Annotated in this window: 17 protein-coding genes; 13 read left to right on the top strand and 4 right to left on the bottom strand. The window is 37.9% G+C overall.

All coding sequences use genetic code 11. The features are described from left to right. Positions 1-7: 7 nt before the first annotated feature. Positions 8-820 (bottom strand): MerR family transcriptional regulator, encoded by an 813-nt coding sequence (locus tag CC204_RS11660; protein WP_088270314.1) that lies wholly within the window; start codon positions 818-820, stop codon positions 8-10. 156 nt (positions 821-976) lie between these two features. On the opposite strand from CC204_RS11660, the gene CC204_RS11655 reads away from it, so the two are divergent. Together CC204_RS11655 and CC204_RS11650 are read left to right on the top strand one after the other, a co-directional pair. Then, a complete protein-coding gene (locus tag CC204_RS11655; protein ID WP_088270312.1) occupies positions 977-1858 on the top strand; it encodes an SPL family radical SAM protein in 882 nt (293 codons plus the stop codon). Between the two features lie 18 nt (positions 1859-1876). Beyond that, positions 1877-2392 carry a ClbS/DfsB family four-helix bundle protein gene (locus tag CC204_RS11650; protein WP_088270311.1) on the top strand — a complete coding sequence of 172 codons (516 nt, stop codon included), beginning with the start codon at positions 1877-1879 and terminating at the stop codon, positions 2390-2392. A 420-nt stretch (positions 2393-2812) separates the two neighbouring features. Here the strand turns inward: CC204_RS11650 and CC204_RS11645 are convergent, their stop codons facing one another. After that, the gene (locus CC204_RS11645) at positions 2813-4345 is read right to left on the bottom strand and encodes a helix-turn-helix domain-containing protein (protein ID WP_157894274.1); all 1533 of its coding nucleotides are present in this window, start codon (positions 4343-4345) and stop codon (positions 2813-2815) included. A gap of 584 nt (positions 4346-4929) precedes the next feature. On the opposite strand from CC204_RS11645, the gene CC204_RS11640 reads away from it, so the two are divergent. The 10 genes from CC204_RS11640 to CC204_RS11595 all read left to right on the top strand — a co-directional run bounded on the left by CC204_RS11640 (position 4930) and on the right by CC204_RS11595 (position 14976). Then, positions 4930-6063 (top strand): tyrosine-type recombinase/integrase, encoded by a 1134-nt coding sequence (locus tag CC204_RS11640; protein WP_227011138.1) that lies wholly within the window; start codon positions 4930-4932, stop codon positions 6061-6063. Between the two features lie 392 nt (positions 6064-6455). Then, on the top strand, positions 6456-7166 hold the full coding sequence (locus tag CC204_RS11635; RefSeq protein ID WP_088270308.1) for a winged helix-turn-helix domain-containing protein: 711 nt from the start codon (positions 6456-6458) through the stop codon (positions 7164-7166). Between the two features lie 54 nt (positions 7167-7220). Further along, the gene (locus tag CC204_RS11630; protein ID WP_088270307.1) at positions 7221-9623 is read left to right on the top strand and encodes a hypothetical protein; all 2403 of its coding nucleotides are present in this window, start codon (positions 7221-7223) and stop codon (positions 9621-9623) included. Between the two features lie 24 nt (positions 9624-9647). Then, complete coding sequence (locus CC204_RS11625) at positions 9648-9986, top strand: LPXTG cell wall anchor domain-containing protein (RefSeq protein ID WP_088270306.1); 339 nt, start codon at positions 9648-9650, stop codon at positions 9984-9986. Beyond that, complete coding sequence (locus CC204_RS11620; RefSeq protein ID WP_088270304.1) at positions 9986-10789, top strand: WxL domain-containing protein; 804 nt, start codon at positions 9986-9988, stop codon at positions 10787-10789. The genes CC204_RS11625 and CC204_RS11620 overlap by 1 nt, the downstream gene beginning before the upstream one ends. Before the next feature lie 38 nt (positions 10790-10827). Then, entirely contained in the window at positions 10828-11691 is an 864-nt protein-coding gene (locus CC204_RS11615; RefSeq protein ID WP_088270302.1) for a WxL domain-containing protein, read from the top strand. 144 nt (positions 11692-11835) lie between these two features. Beyond that, a complete protein-coding gene (locus CC204_RS11610; protein WP_088270300.1) occupies positions 11836-12912 on the top strand; it encodes a WxLIP family cell surface protein in 1077 nt (358 codons plus the stop codon). Between the two features lie 38 nt (positions 12913-12950). Beyond that, on the top strand, positions 12951-13622 hold the full coding sequence (locus CC204_RS11605) for a hypothetical protein (RefSeq protein WP_088270299.1): 672 nt from the start codon (positions 12951-12953) through the stop codon (positions 13620-13622). 14 nt (positions 13623-13636) lie between these two features. Continuing rightward, on the top strand, positions 13637-14353 hold the full coding sequence (gene lepB, locus CC204_RS11600; protein WP_088271707.1) for a signal peptidase I: 717 nt from the start codon (positions 13637-13639) through the stop codon (positions 14351-14353). A 110-nt stretch (positions 14354-14463) separates the two neighbouring features. Further along, on the top strand, positions 14464-14976 hold the full coding sequence (locus tag CC204_RS11595) for a GNAT family N-acetyltransferase (protein ID WP_088270297.1): 513 nt from the start codon (positions 14464-14466) through the stop codon (positions 14974-14976). Positions 14977-15084: 108 nt separating this feature from the next. On the opposite strand, the gene pgmB is transcribed toward CC204_RS11595, so the two are convergent. Further along, positions 15085-15735, bottom strand: a complete 651-nt coding sequence (pgmB, locus tag CC204_RS11590) for a beta-phosphoglucomutase (RefSeq protein ID WP_088270295.1) — start codon at positions 15733-15735, stop codon at positions 15085-15087. A gap of 22 nt (positions 15736-15757) precedes the next feature. Beyond that, on the bottom strand, positions 15758-18466 hold the full coding sequence (locus CC204_RS11585; RefSeq protein ID WP_088270293.1) for a glycoside hydrolase family 65 protein: 2709 nt from the start codon (positions 18464-18466) through the stop codon (positions 15758-15760). A gap of 201 nt (positions 18467-18667) precedes the next feature. Here CC204_RS11585 and treR point away from each other — a divergent pair, with 201 nt between their 5' ends. Next, entirely contained in the window at positions 18668-19381 is a 714-nt protein-coding gene (gene treR, locus CC204_RS11580) for a trehalose operon repressor (protein WP_088270292.1), read from the top strand. Positions 19382-19395 lie beyond the last annotated feature (14 nt).

Raw genomic sequence — 19395 nt, 5'->3', positions numbered from 1 at the left:
CACAGACTTATTTACTGTAATGGATCACTTTTTTGATTGGATAACAGACTTCTGTAATAAAAAGCTCTTCTCGTTCTTCTGTTGCAGGACTGGAATGGTAGATATTGAAGATGGGATCTGCTAGTACATACTCATTTAATGTCAGCCAAGTAGCCATATCGTCGTGAATCGTTGGCATTGTTGAATAGGCGCCGTTTGTCACAATAGAAGCAACTAGATTAGGTTCAAAAGAAGTGACGTTTGGATAACGGGCAGCGGCTTTTTCTGAAAGACCGATCATGACTTCAATATCGATGGGCTCATTTTCTTTATTATGAAAAACAGCGATAGATGGACCTAATTCAGCAAAATCTTCTTTTGGGATCGCTGAAAATAATTTTTCCCAGAGCTCATTTTCTTGATAATAGGAAGTAACAGTTTGACGATAAGAGAGTACAGGCTTTTTGTGCATAAATTTGGTTTCGATCGGTAAGTTGACCGCATCATTAGCACTAGCTGCTCTTTTTTCTGTTAATAAATCCAAGTAAGCTAATTGTAATCTTTTTTCAGCTAGTTCTGTCTCTAAAATCGTTCGCTGCTTTGATAAATAACTGTTTTGAGCGACTTCATTTTCCAGTAAAAAGGGGATTTTTTTTAGCGGAATACCGATGTTTTTTAGAGATAGAATGCGGTTGGCTAAATTGATTTGATCAGCAGTGTAATAGCGGTAGCCATTTTCCTCATCAATAATTGAAGGTTTTAATAAGTCTAATTTATCGTAATGTCGCAGCATTCGTGGGCTGATGTTCGTTAACTCGGAGAATTTACTGATTTTGAACATAAGGGCTCCTTTATTGATTGATTGTATTTGTCATAAAGTATAGTGCTATTTTACTATATTCCGATTGACTTTGACATGATGTTAAGGTTTAAAATAAAGTAAAGATAGTCAAAGGAGGTGAATCGCTGTGGGAAATGCTTCAACAGCATTGCAAAAATGAAAATGATCACCGCAAAAACGATTTTAATGAAAAGCCGAACGGATGAATGGTTTGGGACAGATTATACAATGAACCTTTATAAAGGCTGTCATCATGGCTGTGTCTATTGCGACTCAAGGAGCGACTGTTATCAAATCGAGTCATTTGATGAGGTTCGCGGGAAGGAATACGGCATTGAAACGTTAAGTCGAGAGCTAACTCAAAAAAGACTTAAAGGAGTCGTTGGGACAGGCTCGATGTCAGATCCATATAATTTTTTTGAAAGAAAAGAGCGATTGACGTTACAGGCTTTAGAATTATTTGATCATTTCGGGTATGGGGTATCTGTTGCGACAAAAAGTGATTTGGTTACGAGAGATAGCCAGCTTTTAGCCCGAATAGCTACTCATTCTCCTGTGAATGTCAGCTTATCTATGAGCACAGCGGATGATGGGCTTGCAAGAAAAATCGAGCGAAGCGTCAGTACACCATCACAACGTTTTGAAGCGATTCGCCAGTTAGCTGCTGATGGAATTTATACGGGCATATTACTTATGCCGGTTTTACCTTATCTAACAGATGATTGGGCAACGATCGAAACGATCATAATGATGGCAGCAGATGCAGGTGCTAAATATATCTATCCTCTTTGGGGCATGACATTGAGGGATCGACAAAAAGAACACTATTTTCTTTTTTTAAAACGTTATTTCCCTGAACTCGTATCTCTTTACAAGCAAACGTATGGGCATCGTTATTTTTGTGAAATTCAAAATCAGACTGAAATAAAAATGAAATTTCAGAAGCTTTGCAGAGAAATTGGGATAGAATATCGGATGGATAAAATCATTGAGAATTACCAGATGCCTTATCAAGCAATACAAGGTACTTTATTTTGAATACTGGGAGGAACAGAAATGCGTACATACGAAACAAAAGAAGAGCTGATTGGCGAGATCAGAAAAAGATATGAAAAATTTGACGAGGAATTTTCGGAGATTCCTGAAGCACGTAAAGACGAGCGAATGGATGAAGTGGATAAGACCCCATCAGAAAATTTATCCTATCAGCTAGGGTGGGTGAATTTAGTCTTACATTGGGAAAAAGAAGAGCAGGCTGGGAAACATGTTGAGACACCTGCACCTGGTTATAAGTGGAATAACTTAGGGGGTCTATATCAATCATTTTATGAAACCTATGGGAGCTATACATTGGTTGAACAAAGACAATTACTAAAAAAAAGTGTAGATGAACTGTGCGCTTGGTTAGAAACACTCTCGAACGAAGAATTATTTGAACCGGGGCAGAGAAGTTGGGCAACAACAAAAGCGATGTGGCCGATCTATAAATGGGTACATATCAATACCGTAGCTCCATTTACTAACTTTCGAACCAAAATCAGAAAATGGAAAAAAGTAGCAGTACTTAAATAACGAACCAAAGAAAAAGAGCGGAAGCCATTTTAGGCATCTGCTCTTTTTAGAGTTGTACTACACTTTCTTCAATTATTTTCTATTATATATAGTCAAATCGGATGTGTCGTACATCACACGAGCATGATTAATCTTAAACAGCCTTTTTTCAAGACATTTCCAGTTCGTTTGTCGATGCATTTTCTGAAAATCTGCCCATTTGGTCTGATTAAAAGGTTAGATACCTTATGTGCTGCGATACGAAGATTGGTTGCTTTATTCTCCTGTAAGGTCAGGTCTGCCCAAGTTTTCTACGGATGAGAGATGTATGCTTGTGAACGGATACAGGCAAGAGTGCAGTTTTTTAGTTTAGGAGTTATCGATCAAGAGAAGAGCTTAAGAGGAATCGTTTTATACTCGCTTAAGCTCTTAGTGGATTGTTTAGGATGACTGTTTGGCGTGTTGTTCTTGTTCTATTTTTAATGTATTGATCAAATTGACTTTATCTACGATCGTTTTAATGTCCTTTGTACCGAAAGAAGGATTGATATAGCTAACAAAAATATCTGATTTTTCGATACCGTGAATTTTTGTCGAAGCGATGATAAGATCAGGTGTGACTTTTTCGGTTGGTGCTATCGAGGATAAAAATGAAATCCTGAAAAAAGGCGACAAGGTAGAATATAATTGATTTGAAAGTATTTTTTCCATAACAATAGGAAGATCTGTTTCCATTTTGATCCTTATTTCTGGATTAAAATCAGTAGGATGCCCAATCAAACAATACAATTCACAGAGTCTGGGAATCAATAAAGATTGGTTAGTAAGGAACGGTAAATGAACAGATTCACTGATTTTACGTAATTTTTTTTCCATTTCTTCCTTCAAAAAAGGATAGGTTTGATATAAGTAATTGTCATAATTGTAACTAGTGATCGTGGTATCAAAATTAGGAAAAAGAATGACCGCTAAACAGGTTGAGAGAATCAGGCTAGTGATAATATCGAAGGTTTCTTTATCCGTTACATTTGCTGCTATTGAAAATTCCTCATGGATCAAATTATAGATTTCAAATGTTAACGTCTGATTTTTTTTATGAAAAGCAAGTGCGTTACTAAGGAAATCGTTAAATAGATACATTTGGACACGTGTTTGAGCTAATAGTAGGAAGTAATCGACTTCAGCTTCAGGCATTGCAAAAAGAGTATTGAATTTGTAGTGGGACGTGGTGAATTCCTCTTGATCATTTGCAGAAAAAAAGACGGACTGATTCAATTCTTTTGTAAAAGGTGGTAATTGTTCATAAGATAAAGCATGTCCATTTTTAATGCGAGCAATGTTGATGGCAAGCATGAAAGCAAATTGGGCACGTGAAATTTTTTTGGTTTGTCTCCAGTCTGGAAATTGCTCTTTTAGGAAATGGAACACCTTTTTTTCAGAAATAAATGAGTCAAATGGCCAGGTGATTCCTTTGAATAACCCCCAAAAAAAGATATACCCAAAATAGCGAATAGGAATTTCCTCCCCTTCAATTGTAACGATATTTTTTATAGTCAATAAATGAATATGATAAGGTGAAAAAAATGAGTTTATATCATTGATTACTTTTTTGATCACTGTCTCACTGACAAAGTGCTTTTCACAAAATTCAGTGACATCAACACCTTCTAAAAAATACAAGTCAGAAATAAAGGAAAATGGGACAGAGGAAGTAATCAGCTGTAAGGTTAGTATTTGATAGTCCACCTTTGTTCCAACAAATCTATGTCCAGCTCCTTTTTTTGATTCAAGCAATGTTTTATGATTATTTTCTTGAGCCTTTTCTTGTAGCATTTTTAAATATTTCAAGATGGTTCTTCGATCTAACTCTGTCCAATCCATCAGATTTTCCGTGGAACACCAATGTTCGTTGATGTATAAAGTGCGCAGTATAGACAGTTTGGTTCTAGTTTCTCGATCAAAAAATGTATACATGGTTGCTTTCCTCCTTTGTAATAATGCCATTCCTTTGTATTATAGGAGAAGGGGAATCAGGAATCTATAAATATGTTTTTTTTAGAAGAATGAAGAAAAAGTGGGATTGTATTGAAGTGTGGCATTTTTTTTGTCACATCACAAAAAAAACTTGAAAGATAGCTCTTAAAGCTAGGTTTCAAGTTTTTTATTTATAAGGAAAAGCAGTATTTTTTAAATTCAAATTAAAATAAATATCATAAACCATGTTTTAAAATTATGTTTTCCATAAAAGAATCAAATTATTTTTGTAATTTTATATTGCAAAAATAAACTAGCGAAGAATATATATAAATGATAAATTATGAGAAACAGTTTCAGTTAAAATAATTGCGCTCTTCTTATTACTATTACTAATAAGAATTAGCCTATTTTTTTTGATAAATGTTAGTTCGTATTTATATTATATAAAAAAAATGTGGATGTCAACGAATTTTTTTATTTAATATTAATTTTTGTCTCATAACAAGAAAATTATTTAATTTTTTCGGCAATTTTATGCTATTTAACGGACGATTTTATTAGCCGTCAAAAAAACCGTCAAAATGAAAGGACTGATTATTATCGTAAAAAAAGGAGAAAATATTTATAAGCGTAAAGATGGTCGCTGGGAAGGTCGTTATGTCAAACAACGGACACCTGAGAAAAAGATCGTATATGGGTATGTATACGGGAAAAAATATGCAGATGTTAAAGATAAATTGACCGTGCTAAAAGCGAAACGTTTGAAAACAGTTTATGATTTTAGCTACTATGAAGGCACGTATGAAGCTTGGCTGGGTAATTGGCTGTCACTGAAGGTCAAACGTAAAGTCAAGCCCACGACGTATACAAACTATTTTCGCTTAACCAAGCGCTATATCATTCCTCATTTAGGAGAAAAGTACATACAACATATCACAGAAGAAAATGTTCAGTACTTCGTGGATCTCTTGCTTTTACAAGGATTATCTTCCGGAACGATTCGGCTCGTCATGAATCTGGTCAAGCAGTCCCTTGATGAAGCAGTCAGACAAAAGTATCTTAGTCAAAATCCCTGCAACTTTGTCCAATTACCTAAACAAAATCGTCCTGAAGTTCATGCATTAAGCCTAAAAGAGCAACAAGAGCTTGAAGCTTTGGCTTTCCAAGATCCAGAATGTTCACCCGTTATTTTGGCGCTATACGCTGGCTTAAGGATTGGAGAAATCAGCGGTCTTCAGTGGCAGGATATTGATTTTGACCAAAATTTACTTCGAGTCAATCGAACGATTACCCGAGTGATCGATGAAAATAGTACAAAGGCCAAAACGGAATTGATCGCAGGAACCCCTAAAACAGCACAATCGAAAAGAATCATTCCTCTTGCCAAAAACTTGAAAAACTATTTACTCGCAAAAAGAGAGCATGCAACCAGTCCCTATATCATTAGAAGTAAAAATAGCTTCGCAGAGCCTAGAGTAATCAATTATCGTTTCAAAAAGATGATTGAAGCGACTAGTTTCTCAGAGATTCATTTTCATGTTCTCCGCCATACTTTTGCTACACGGTGCTTAGAACAAGGAATGGATATTGCTAGCTTGAGCAGAATTTTAGGTCATCAATCGATCAAGTTGACATTAGATACTTATGCAGATTCATTATTTGAGCAGCGAGAAAAAGAAATGCAGAAAGTAGATAATTTATTATCTCAAAAATAATTTATGTAGATTTAATTGAATGATACTAGAGACAAAAAAAGAAAATCTATCTGGATTTTCTTTTTTTTATTTCTTTTTAGCCGTCAGCGGTGTAGTCAAAAATAAATGTAAATAAAGCTATATCAACACTTTAGACTGTTTCTTCTTATTAGTAATAGTAATAAGAATTAAAAAGTTGAAATTTCATATTTATATCTATTTTTTAAAAAGAATAACGCTATTTATTCTTTTTATCCCAATTTTAAGTAAATGTTACTTTTTGTTGTTTTTACTAAAAGTCTCAAAATAAGTATAAAGGAATCAAATTAAAGAAACAAATAATTCGACTAGTTTAACACTGAGATGAACAAGTTAGTTCGACATAGTCATGGATAGATAGAGGAGGAGGAAGAATGCATCAAATCGGTGTAATAAATCAAACATATTCGGAAGATGATCTAGAGCAACTCTACTCAAAATTCCTTAGCGATCTTGATTGCAATATTGTGAGACTAGATATAAGAAATCTCACACAGGAGCTTTCAGAGGTAGAGGTTGTTTTTATCCTTAGTGATTCTTCGACATTTTCAATGAGTAATACGTGCTCAACTATCATTAAGATTCGTGAGATAACGAATGCATACATAGTGGTTTATCAAAAAGAAACAGACACGGTCAATCGGTTAGTTTACCTACAGTTAGGAGCCAATCTGAATATTGGGGAAGAAACACAGGCAAAAGAAGTACAATTAACGATTCAAAACGAGTTGAAATATCGTTCCGATAAATCCTCTAGCCTGATGGGGATTGATGGAAGAAAAGTTTCCTTATATGAGGGAACCATAACGAAAAATAAGTTAGAACCGATTTCTGAGCTTGAACGAAAGGTGAATCTTACTCGAATCGAGTATAAGCTCCTATCTTTGCTGCAAAGCGATATAGGCAAACCATTCACTCATCAGGAAATTTACCAATGTATTTGGAAAAAAGCCTACAACGACCAAAAACCGAGAGTTGCTAATGTCGTCTTCCGCTTGAGAGAAAAATTGGATCGGAACGGCTATCCAGCAGATAAATACATTCAGACCGCACACGGTATCGGCTACAAAATGCATCTAGATTGAGTATCTACTTATAGAACTTGCATTTAACTGAGTCAATCGAAAGGAGGTGAGACAATGAAAAAAAGAAAAATAATGCTGTTAATCCTTTCAAGTCTGACGTTACTAGCTGTTTTAGTGGGGATTCGTCCTGAAAAAGGGTATGCAGCAGATTTAACATCAGAGTATATGACAAACTATGGCTATACTTCATTACTTGATACACCAGGAGTGACGATAATCGATCCTCTTAATCCAATGGAATTCAGTTACGAGGATTCTTTGCAACTAAGGCTCAATCCAGAGACAAGTTATGAAGCTAGTTCGACATTTACTAGTTCCAACATTGCTACTTCTGGTACAGAGAAACTGAAGGGATATACGGCTTCGGGATTTGGGAGTACGTCGAATATAGGTAAAGAATATTGGGTAAAGGTGAAAAATGCAGGTACTTATAAGGGAAAAAGTATAGATGTAAAATTTATATTTATTGGTCAGCCAGCTGTGTACGCTACAACTTCTTTAAATTTTTATGCGCCGACCTATAGTCAGTACGATACGGATTTTTCTACTATAACCTCATTTCCAACAACAAAAGGGCGTTCCTTTTTCCTAGGATTTGTGATGTCTACTCTAGTGACAAATAGTACTTATGATTACGACTATTCTTGGGAGTTCACCTATTCAGATACGGAAGAACCTGCGCCGGTTTCGGGACTGTGGATGTATAATCGGATCAATGCAGCCAAAATAGTGACCCCGTTTGATACAACGATGAATGATTTGTACGTAAGGAATGACTCTACACTATGGGGACGCTCTGATGCTAATGGTAATCTTCAAATTTCTGGGACAAGAGACGCTTATGCAGCAGTTGCTGAACCAATCACCTCTTTAGGCAGATTTATCAATAATAGTAGTACAATGACTCAAAGTTTCAACACATCTGAATGGCGACGTTCAACAGCTGTAGCCTTAGTTGACTTTGTTTGGCCACTAGGAGAAAACGACTTAGTACGTTATAGAGCTGGGATCCCATTAGTCAATGGTGAACGAAATGATGCGACCCATACGGAAGCTGACTACACGAAACTGAAATTCAGTGTGGATTCATTAAATGCGTTCAATCCAAAAGAATACCGATCAGATTCCTATGCAATGGAAATAAATGTACCAAAAGGCTATGATATTGAATCGGTGAAACCTGTTTTATATGAAGATGAAACAGTCGACTTATCTGATTTATTTGAATCTCCAGTAAAAGTTTCAGATCAAAAATGGCAAATCAAAGCAAAAGACTCAACAAGCGATGATTTTGATGGGAAAAACATTCGCTATCAAGTCGTTGCGAAACCAAACGCTGATTTTGTATTCAGCGATTACGGTTATGATCCAGAAGATGGGTATCTCCATCTTGAAATGGGAGAGAACAGCTTTTTATCAGACCATTTAGGAACATCTACACCAACAGTAACATTAACAACGACTTTCAATGGTGAAACAACAACTGCTAAATCAGCAATCACCGAAGAGAGTATGTCACTGATCAAATACGAAGGGATTCCGGATGCCGATCCTGTACCAGATTTGACTGTCGACCCAAACATCGACATCAAAACAGTTTATCCTGATCCTGCCGATCTAATCAAGAATTTACGCGTAGATACGGATTCACCGTTAGACGAAATCACGTCTATCAAATATAAGGAAACAGGAGCAATCACTTCCGGCTCTAAAACAGGAGATGTCACTGAAGTCATTGTAGTGATCACGACCGCTCAAGGGGTATCAAAAGAAATCAAAGTACCGATCACTGTAGGCGAAACGAATTCAATCCTCACAGTAGAATTTGTCAATGAAGATGGCATCGTCGATGAAAGTAAAACGATCACTATCGACACATTGACAGGAAGTGTCCTTGATCTAACGAAGAATGAAGAGATCACTGCTGTTTTAACTGCCTTAGAAAATGATGGCTATAAAATCACCCAACGTCCAACAGACGAAGGAAAATTGACCGTTACTTCTAATATGACCGTTCAGTATCATTATAGTGGGATCGTCTATCTTGCCTCCGCACCAGATATGATCGATTTCGGAACGATTCAATTTACAGCATTAGATGTTCATGTAAAAAATCCAACACTTACAGGGAAAGATTTGACTGTTCGTGATACACGTAGTTCAACGAAACAATCCTCTTGGGATGTTAAAGCCCGAGTGACTAAACCAATGACGCGTGTAGGGGATACGAACATTTTAAAAAATGCGATCCATTATCAATATGGCGACAATGATATTGAGTTAAGCGAAACAAGTGCCGAAACAGTCTTCAAAAAGGACAAAGGCGGAGACTACAACATCAGTCAAGAATGGAATACAGATGGTGATGGGATCAAGCTTCAAGTAGCAGGCATGGACGCACAAAAAACAGGAGAGTATCAAGGAGAAATTACTTGGTCTCTTGAAGCAGGCCCATAACGAAAGGATGGAGTAACTTTGAAAATGAGAAAAAATGTTTTATTCGCACTCTTCTCCGTTCTTTTTGTCGGGGTACTGTTTAGCACTGTTCCGGTACTTGCTGAAACAGGTGTCGGCGGACAAGTCAACACAGAAGGCAAAATCACCTTTTATGAAACAGAAACTAGTTCGTCAGAGTCGCAACCTCCGCAGCAAAGCTCTTCTGAAACAGCTGCTTCTGAGCAAGCTGTTGCTAAGCCAGTCGGGAAACTGCCCAGCACAGGTGAACTCGTTAAAAACTACGGGTTGATCGGCGGCGGACTGCTGTTGTTGATTCTTCTTGTCTTTCTTTATAAGAAACGGCAAAAGAAGGAGGCGCAGTAATGAATAAAAAGAATAGTCTAAGTTTGATTCTTCTCATGGCGCTAAGCAGTTTTGCGGTGTCTGAAAACGGGTTTGCTTCCGAAGCAGATACGTTAGATCAATCAGGCAGAGTGACCGTGGAAGGCAGAGGTACGACGAATCCCGTTGATCCGGAAGAGCCGGGAACAGATGTTGATCCAGGAGAAGGACCTTCCACAGAAGGAACACTGCGGATCGATTATGCTTCATCGCTAGACTTCGGACGTGCCAAAATTACGGAGAAAAACCGAACGTATAACGCAATGGCTCAACTATTTAAGGATGATACGCCAGCACGAGGCAGTTATATCCAAATTACGGATGAACGAGATGATGCTTACGGCTGGACCTTACAAGTAAAACAAACCACTCAATTTACGAATTCAGTGATTCAAGATAAAGGGAACCAAGAACTTACAGGAGCAGTCCTCTCTTTGGATAAAGGTTGGGCCAATTCATTTGGCGCAAGTATTGCACCGACCGTGACAAGAGATACGATTGCAATTAATGAAATCGGACAAGCCTATCAAGTCGCTCGAGCAGATACAGGCGGCGGAACAGGCACCTGGACGATAGAATTCGGCTCATCAGGAACTGAAAAAGCGCAAGCAAACACACTCACGCCAGAAACCGATGCAGCCGGAAAAGCGCTGATTGATGAAACTTATCAAAAGCAAGCTTACCGAAACTCAGCAATCAGTCTGAGCATACCGGATTCGACGAAAATCTATCCGGTCCAATACCAAACGGAGTTAACTTGGATTTTATCCGAGATACCTCAATAGATGAAAAAAACACAAAAAGAAACTAGGAGGAACAAGAAATGAAATTTACAAGATTATGTGCTGCTTCATTAGTAGCAGTTATCGGCTTATCAACACTAGGAGGAGCGCAAGCTTTTGCGGCAGAAGATGATGCAGCAAAACTGACTTCTTACGGTAAAGTAGAAGTAACAGAAGGGGAAGTCGGCGGCGGAACAGATACAAAAGACCCGGAAAAACCAACAGAACCAATCACTGACGGAAGCGGCGGAGAAGAAGATAAAGATAAAGAAATCACAACTCAGCCAAACATTGGTACTTACGGAATCCAAGCCGTATCTAACTTGAACTTTGGGACTTTCTCAAGACAATCAGCGACAGTTGAAAAATTTGCTCGTCCAGTAACGATCTACGGTGCTGAAAAAGACGCTTTAGGTAATGCAGTAGTTACAGATGGCAAACTTACGCCAGATATGAACGATGCACGTCTTCGTGGACAATATGTGCAATGGGCTGACTTACGTGATGGCGGAAACGGCTACCAAATCCAAGCAAAAATGAGCGAACAATTTACAAACGGCTCAAATAAATTAGTTGGTGCAACGATCGATTACTCAAACGGTGTGTTAAACTACAACACTGCACAATTAGGTGCTGTACCGAAAATGGGCGCGACAGTTTTCCAATTAACTGAAGATCCTCAAGCTGAAGCAGTAGTTGTTGCTACGGCAGACGCAGGAGCTGGTAAAGGTGAATACTTCGCAGAATATGGACAAAGTAAAGACTTTGTTGATGTTAACGGCGTTCAAAATACATTAGATACAACAGCTTCATCTGTTAAATTAACTGTTCCAGCAGCGGTAGCAGCTTCTGCACCAACTGGAGAATATGTTGCTACAGTTACATGGACAATGGTTGCTCAATAATCATTACTCTTAAAACAATGCAACTTTAGGTTGTCTTTTAGGCAGACCGGATCACTTGCGCCGGTTTGCCTATTTTACATAGGGAGTGGGTACATTTATCCATGACCACTTTTTTAAATATTATGGAAAGCCAGAGGTATTCTGATGAAACAATTAGCCAAATATGTAACGGGAATAATTTTAGGTCTGCTATTTATAGTCAATTTTTCTACAGCAGAAGTCTTTGCAGCGGAAGAAGCAAACGGCGCAGGCTTCTCTTATTCGATCAATTATCCGGAAAATCAGATTGAAGAAACAGGTTATTATAAGTTAAAAATGACTCCAGGACAAGAGCAGACAGTGTCGATGACATTGACTAACCCGAGCAGTGAAGATATCAAAATCGATGTTGCGTTGACAGGTGCTAAAACCAATCGCAATGGTGTTATCGAATACAGCCCTGTCGAAATCAAGAACGACCCGTCTTTGAAATTTCCATTTGAAGATCTCGTGACGGGAGAAAAAACAGTTGAAGTGCCGGCAGGAAAAACGGTCGATTATGAAATGAAGATCAAAATGCCTGAAACAAGTTTCGACGGTGTTATCTTAGGTGGTATTTATATGATCAAGCAAGATACAGAAAAAGAGAAAAAAACCAATGGTTCAATCGTTCTCAATAAATATGCCTATGCAATCGCGATGGTCCTTACAGAAACAGATACAAAATTAGACAAAGAATTGAAGCTGAACAGCGTAAGTGCGGGACAATCCAATTATCGGAATACCATTTTTGTTAATGTGTCCAATGTGGTGGCTGATTATGTCGACGATTTGATGATGGAAGTACAAATCACTAAGCAAGGCAGTGAAACAGTTCTATATGAGACCAAAAAAGAAGAAATGCGTATGGCGCCAAACACTTACCTAGAGTTTCCAGTAAGTATGAATGGGGAAGAGATGGTGGCCGGCAAGTATACGGCGAAAATTTTGGCCAGCTCTGAAGGCTACAAAAAGGAATGGACAAAAGACTTCGAGATCACAAAAGACGAAGCTGGAAAATACAATGAACGAGATGTTGGTTTAGTTCAGGAAAAAGGAATCGACTGGAAGATAATCGCTGCCATCGTAGGTGGTGTCTTAGCGGTGATCATCATTCTATTCGTATTGATTTACAGCTTACGTAAAAAGAAAAAAGAGACCGCAAAAAAAGCGAAAAAGGCAAAGAAAAAAAGTAAAAACTAATCACTACACTCATAAACAGATAGAATAGAGGGGATCATGTGACAATCCTAGAATGGATATTTATAGGCGGGATAGCCGCTACGATTTTGCTTGTTATTTTTGCTATCTATTCTCTTTTTCGAGTGGTTGTCCATTCACGAAACTTAAATAAGCTGCCCAAAAAAAGAATCAAAAATCCCAAAAAACGTAAAAAAATCGCAATAAGAAAACGAAAGCTGATAAAAGCCAGAAAAAGTGCTCTGATTCGTTTTATTTTACTGCTGATCATGGGCGGGATGACCGCGGGTGGATCTTTTTATGTGAAATACTATCAATCGATGAATTTGACTGGAACAGATTCTGATTCGATTGCTAAAGCATATTATCTTTTACGGGATTTTAATGACCAAGTGGAACTAGCGAAAGTTCAAGGAGACGATCAAGAGAAAATCAACCAGAATATCCAATACTTATCCAGATCTATGGCAAGCTACGGGACTAAAAAAGCGAGTGAAGTCAATACGAAAGAAGGTCAGCTTGCTCTAAACCGTTACTATAAAGCAATCATGGAGCTGGGGAAAAATGCGAACATGAAATACAAAAATTTCTTTGAGGATCCAGCATTATCGGAAGAGTATATAACGAGCATCAAGAAAATTGAAGAAAATTATGAACAACCAGTATTTAAGTATTATAAAGTCGATGAAGCCGCTTTGAAAGAAGAAAAATAATGGACTGAATGAAGATGAAAAAAAAGAGAAAGCAACGCAAAAAGGCATCTACAGCTACGATTCTAGGATTTTCATTTCCATTGAAAAAGCCGAAGAAAAATCAGTCGAACTCAAGAAAAAGAAAAAAGAAACATCCTTCTAAACAGTCGAAAAAACGTTTGCTGGAAGAAAAGAAGAAAAAGAGACAACGCAAAAAAAGACTACAGCTGCTCAAAGATCTTTTACTGGCAATTGCTGGCGCAAGTCTGCTGATTCCTCTATGCGCCTCTTTTTTTATCCACTTTTCAACGATCACAGGTTACGGAATGTCGCCCAATTTGCGTAATGATGATGTTGTGATTGTAAAAAAAACAAAGCAGCTCAAGCGGTTTGATTTGGTTCTTTTTAAAAAAGGAAATACGACACAAGTTCGGCGGGTGATTGGCCTTCCAGGAGAAACTATAGAGTATAAAGAAGATCATTTATATGTCGATGGCCTAAAAGTCGATGAAAAGTTTATTGTTGACGAGATCAACGAAAGCCAGCAAAACGGAATGAATTTCACTGAAAGTTTTTCGATCGTAGATATGATCTCCCAGCAGATGATCCCAAAAGATAAGTACTTATTATTGGGAGATAATCGTTCATACGCGACTGATAGCCGGCATTATGGCCTAGTGGATATCCAGATGATCGTAGGGGTAGTAAAAATGAAGATACTGCCCTTAGAAGAAATGCAGGTCTACGGATGATGTAGTGTACTGCCCCATTTCAGCTAAAAGCGCAGCTAGAGATTGATAAAATAAGAGGTTGTTGTTAGACTAAAGGAATACACTGCACTATTCTGAAAGGGGCATACAACATGATAGAGATCAAAAAAATCGGGGCAGATGACGTAGAACAGCTAAAGCAAATAAGCATCAAAACATTTTCAGATACGTTTGCTAAAGACAATGATCCAAGCGACTTAAATGAGTATTTGACAACTGCTTACTCTGAAGATAAATTATCAAAAGAGCTTACAACGGCAGAATCAGAGTTTTATTTTATATACACGGATGATCACTTGGCGGGGTACTTAAAACTGAATGTAGGCGAGGCACAAACAGAGTCGATCGCTAATAATAGCATGGAAATCGAACGTATCTATGTGGATACTCAGTTTAAGCGTCTTGGGTTAGGGAAAAAGCTATACGAAAAAGCTGTTTCTAGAGCGAATGAATTGAAGAAAGAAGTTCTTTGGCTGGGCGTTTGGGAGAAAAATACGCCAGCACTTGCCTTCTATGAAAAAATGGGCTTTGTACAAGCAGGACAGCATTCTTTCTTTATGGGCACAGATGAACAGATCGATTTGATCATGAAAAAGACACTCTAAGTCGTTTTGTAGAGAAAACAGAATGAATCAGAGTTGAGAGATGGATAAAAGAAAAAACCAGTTGACGCGTGTGGCATCGACTGGTTTTATTTTGACTTTAATGAATGTTTAACGCTCGATAAGTTGTTCAACACTTAATTCAGTCATCGAAGCAACTTGTAAATCTGCACCGGCTAGCGTTTCAGTTGCTGAAATTCCTACAGCATACATGCCAGCAGCTTTGATTCCTTCGATTCCTGCTTGTGCATCTTCAAAACCAATTGCATCTTCTGGTGCAACAGCGATACTTTGTGCGGCTTTTACGAATATCTCCGGATCTGGTTTTCCTTTTTTTAACGATTCAGGATCAACGATATGGCCAAAAAAGTCAAGAACACCCAGCTTTTCTAAGATCATCGGCGCGTTTTTTGAAGCAGAAGCAATCGCACAAGGGATATGATGAGCTTTGGCATCCATCAGAAAATCATGGACGCCGGGCAAAAGATCAGCAGCAGACAGATCAGCTAATAATTTTACATACTCATCGTTTTTTTGTTTAGCTAAAGCTTCTTTTTCTGCTGGAGAATAGTCATTTTCTTTCTGACCATAAGCCAAGATCTTATCTAAAGAATCCATTCGGCTGATGCCTTTCAAAGATTCATTGAATACTTCATCGATCGTTATGCCTAAGCTTCCAGCTAACTCTTTCCAGGCGATATAATGGAATTTGGCAGTATCGGTGATTACACCGTCTAAATCAAATACAAATCCTTTTTTCATGAGGGGTCTCCAGTCTGATTAATTAGTAGTTTATCACTTGGGTTACTTGTTCGTTTAATTGATAAGGTTCGTCATTTATTGTCACTACAGTATCTTTAGACGCAGTGATTTGAACGGCTGCTGTGTTTACTGTGAGTTGATGATCGATTCCTTTATGAGACAGATTAAAGGTCATCTCTGTCCAATGCTCAGGCAGATTTGGTCTGATTGAAAGCTGTTCTTTTTTGATATCGATTCCAGCGTACGTAGTCAATGTGACATAAATCGTGGCAGCCATCACACCAGTATGGATACCTTCAGCAGTTGTTCCGCCTTGAATATCTTGATAATCGGAGTACAGGGCTTCTTGATATAATTTCCAAGATAAATCATGGAATTTGACCTCTTCTGCAAGCTGAGCATGAACGATTCTGGAAAGAGTGGAACCATGAGATGTTCTGTTTAAATAGTATAAAAGATTTTTCTCTAAATAGTCAGCAGGCAGATCATAGCCTAAATCATCTAAGATTTCATCGATTTTTTCCTTATTAAGATTGTAAAACAGCATCAACGTATCCGCTTGTTTCGCGACTTTATAATCATCTGGTGATTGTCCTTCTGCTTTTAGAATACGATCCATTCGGTAAATATTGCCGTAAGTTGCTTTTGCTTGTTCCCAATCGATTTCTTTTAAATCGAAATAGCCTTCGTATTGGGCGATAATACCTTCTTTATTTATTTCGATTCCTAAGTGTTTACGGATGTCTTTCATTTTTTCTATATTTTCTTGTGTGATTCCTGTTTTATTAAATAATTCTGCCTGTTCTTGCGTATTTAATAATGAAAGAATCGTTTCGACTTCTTCAAATAACCAGACAACCATCAAGTTGGTATAAGCATTGTTTTTTAGGCCGCTTTCAGTACTGTCAGGATAGGCTTCGTGGAACTCATCGGGTCCCATGACTTTATCGATGAAATAACGTCCTGTTTCTTTATCGAATGTCGCTGCACTGCGCCAGAAATTTGCAATTTCCAGTAACATTTCAGCACCATATTCCTTGATAAATCGATCATCACCTGTATTATTCCAATACATCCAAACGTTATAAGCGATCGCTAGTGACACATGCCGTTGTAAAATACTATGATCTTCGCCCCATTCGCCATTTAAAGGATTCAAATGAAGTTTTTGTGTATCCTCACTGCCGTCAAGTCCAGACTGCCAAGGGAACATTGCTCCTTCATAATTACTTTCGATTGCATTCTCTTTTGCTTTCCCTAAGCGATTATACCGATACATCAACAACTGTTTCGCTGTTTGCGGGAAATGAAGAATATAAAACGGCAAAATAAAAATTTCATCCCAGAAAATATGACCACGGTAAGCTTCACCATGCAAGCCGCGGGCAGTCACAGAGACATCTAGCTCATTGTTACTGAAAGGAGAAGCAGAAACGAGAAGATGATACGTATGGATCCTTAGTAATTTTTGCGACATTAAATCACCAGACACTTGAATGTCCGATTTTTTCCATAGTGATTCCCAGGCTTTTGTACTTTCAGCCAGCTCAATATCGAAAGAAGTTGCCGATGTACTAGGCTGTTTAAAGCTCTGTTGTGCAATCGCTGCTGTGACTTGAACGTGCTTTTCAAGGGTATATTGCACATCTTGTTCAGCGTAAAAAGTCATTGTTTGTTCGATGGTTTCTTCATTTACTGTATTTATTACTTCTTTATCGGTAAAGAAATCACCAATGATGGCTGATGTTTGACGAACATCGATTTTAGATTGATTCGTTTGGACTGTGATACTTGTTTTGTTCTGATCAGCAACTAGTTCAGTGATGTGAAAATGTTTCGCTGTTAAATTACGATAGCGCTCAACGTTAAAGTTATAGACAGAACCATCGGTCATTGTTTTAACAGAGATATTTTTAGAAAAATTGACAGGCTTGATCATGTACTTGATACTGTAATTGTTCATTTTTGCCATATTGACGATCTTTAGAGCCGTAATTTCCAGTTGATGCTGCTGTGAATCTTCAATAAGCATATGAGCGGTGAATAACCCATTTTTCAAGTTTAAGTTTCTATGCAAAGCTTTTAGTGTTGACTGTTCTAAAGTTAACCACTCGTTTGTACCTTCAACCTGAACACTGATATACTGGTTATTTGGTGTGTTGACAAAATCTTCATTTTCTACGATTTGCCCTGCAATTTCAGATTTTTCTTCATTATAAAGTCCAGCGATATAGGTTGCAGGGTAGTGGTCTTTTGACAAGCTCATCTCTGCGGTTGTACCACGTAAGCCCATAAAGCCATTCCCGATCGTCAATAAGGACTCCACAGAATACTCTTCTTTACCTGGAGTATAGCCAAAATAATCCAGATTCCAGCATAGTTGCTCTTGTTTTTCTTTGAATGCGTGTTCCAAATCATTCGTAGCAGCTGCTTCTGCAGGAGTCAACACAGGAATATTCAAGGTTTCAGATAAGATTTTAATGATAGCTTCGGCTCCAGCGTTTAAAGGAGAAAGCTGAGGGTGTTCAGCATAAAATTCTGCAGACAACCCATCGCAAACAGCGCCAATGATACTAGGATATTTTTCTTTGAGCTGCAGTGCTAAAGAGTCGAATGATTGAGGAAAGGTCATTGATGTAAGCGGCAGTACATGTTCTGATAGAAGCTGATCCATTTGTTTTTCCTGAACGGTCAAGCTGCTTTTAGTGAAGTTGAGAAGTAGAAAGTTCATAGTTGTCGCTCCTTAAAGAGTTTTTTAACTTGTATAGACATGTTGGTGTTGTGTTCATTATAGTATGAAACGCTTGTAAATACAAGTGTGATAACAGAAAAGAATTGCCTGAATTAAAAGGGTTAGTTACGGCAGATGCTATTTTTTTAAGGTGGAATATGCTATCATTTTGTTTGAGTATCCTAGGTTGGAGGGCTGAAAGTGAACAAATTTCATGATATATTTTTAGAATTGGAAAAAGGAATTTTAGAGGGTGATTATCCGCCGGGAACATTATTACCGAGTGAAAATCAGCTGGTTGAACGCTATTCTGTTTCGAGAGAGACGATTCGTAAAGCGTTGAATCTCTTGATCAATGCGGGATACATCCAAAAGAAACAGGGCAAAGGCTCTATCGTATTGAATGTAAGAAAGTTTGATTTTCCGATTTCTGGGGTAATCAGCTATAAAGAGCTGCAAAAAGCTCAACAAATACATAGTGTGACAAAAGTAGTCGAATTGAAAGAAGAAAAAGTGGACGATTCTTTAGCACGCTTAACGGGCTGGAAAAAAGATGCAGCTGTCTGGCGCTTGGTACGGCAGCGGGAAATCGACGGAGAAGTTGTGATCATTGATATTGATTACCTTTTAAAAGAAATCATTGCAGAGCTTCCGGAAGAACGAGCGGCAGATTCGATTTATGATTATTTTGAAAATGATTTAGGCTTAGAGATTAGTTATGCTCAAAAAGAAATCACAGTTGAAGCCGTGACAGAAAATGATCAGCGTTTGATGGACTTAAATGAGGATACTTACATTGTTGTCGTCCGCAGTGTGGTCAGTTTAGAGGATACTCGTTGTTTTGAGTACACTGAATCTAGACACAGATTAGATAAGTTTAAGTTTGTTGATTTTGCTAGACGAAGAAAAGCTTAAAAAGGTCTAAATAG

The organism is Enterococcus wangshanyuanii (assembly GCF_002197645.1).
Classification (GTDB): Bacteria; Bacillota; Bacilli; order Lactobacillales; family Enterococcaceae; genus Enterococcus_L; species Enterococcus_L wangshanyuanii.
Note: the sequence above shows the minus strand (reverse complement) of the source record. Positions and strands in the feature narration are given on the sequence as shown.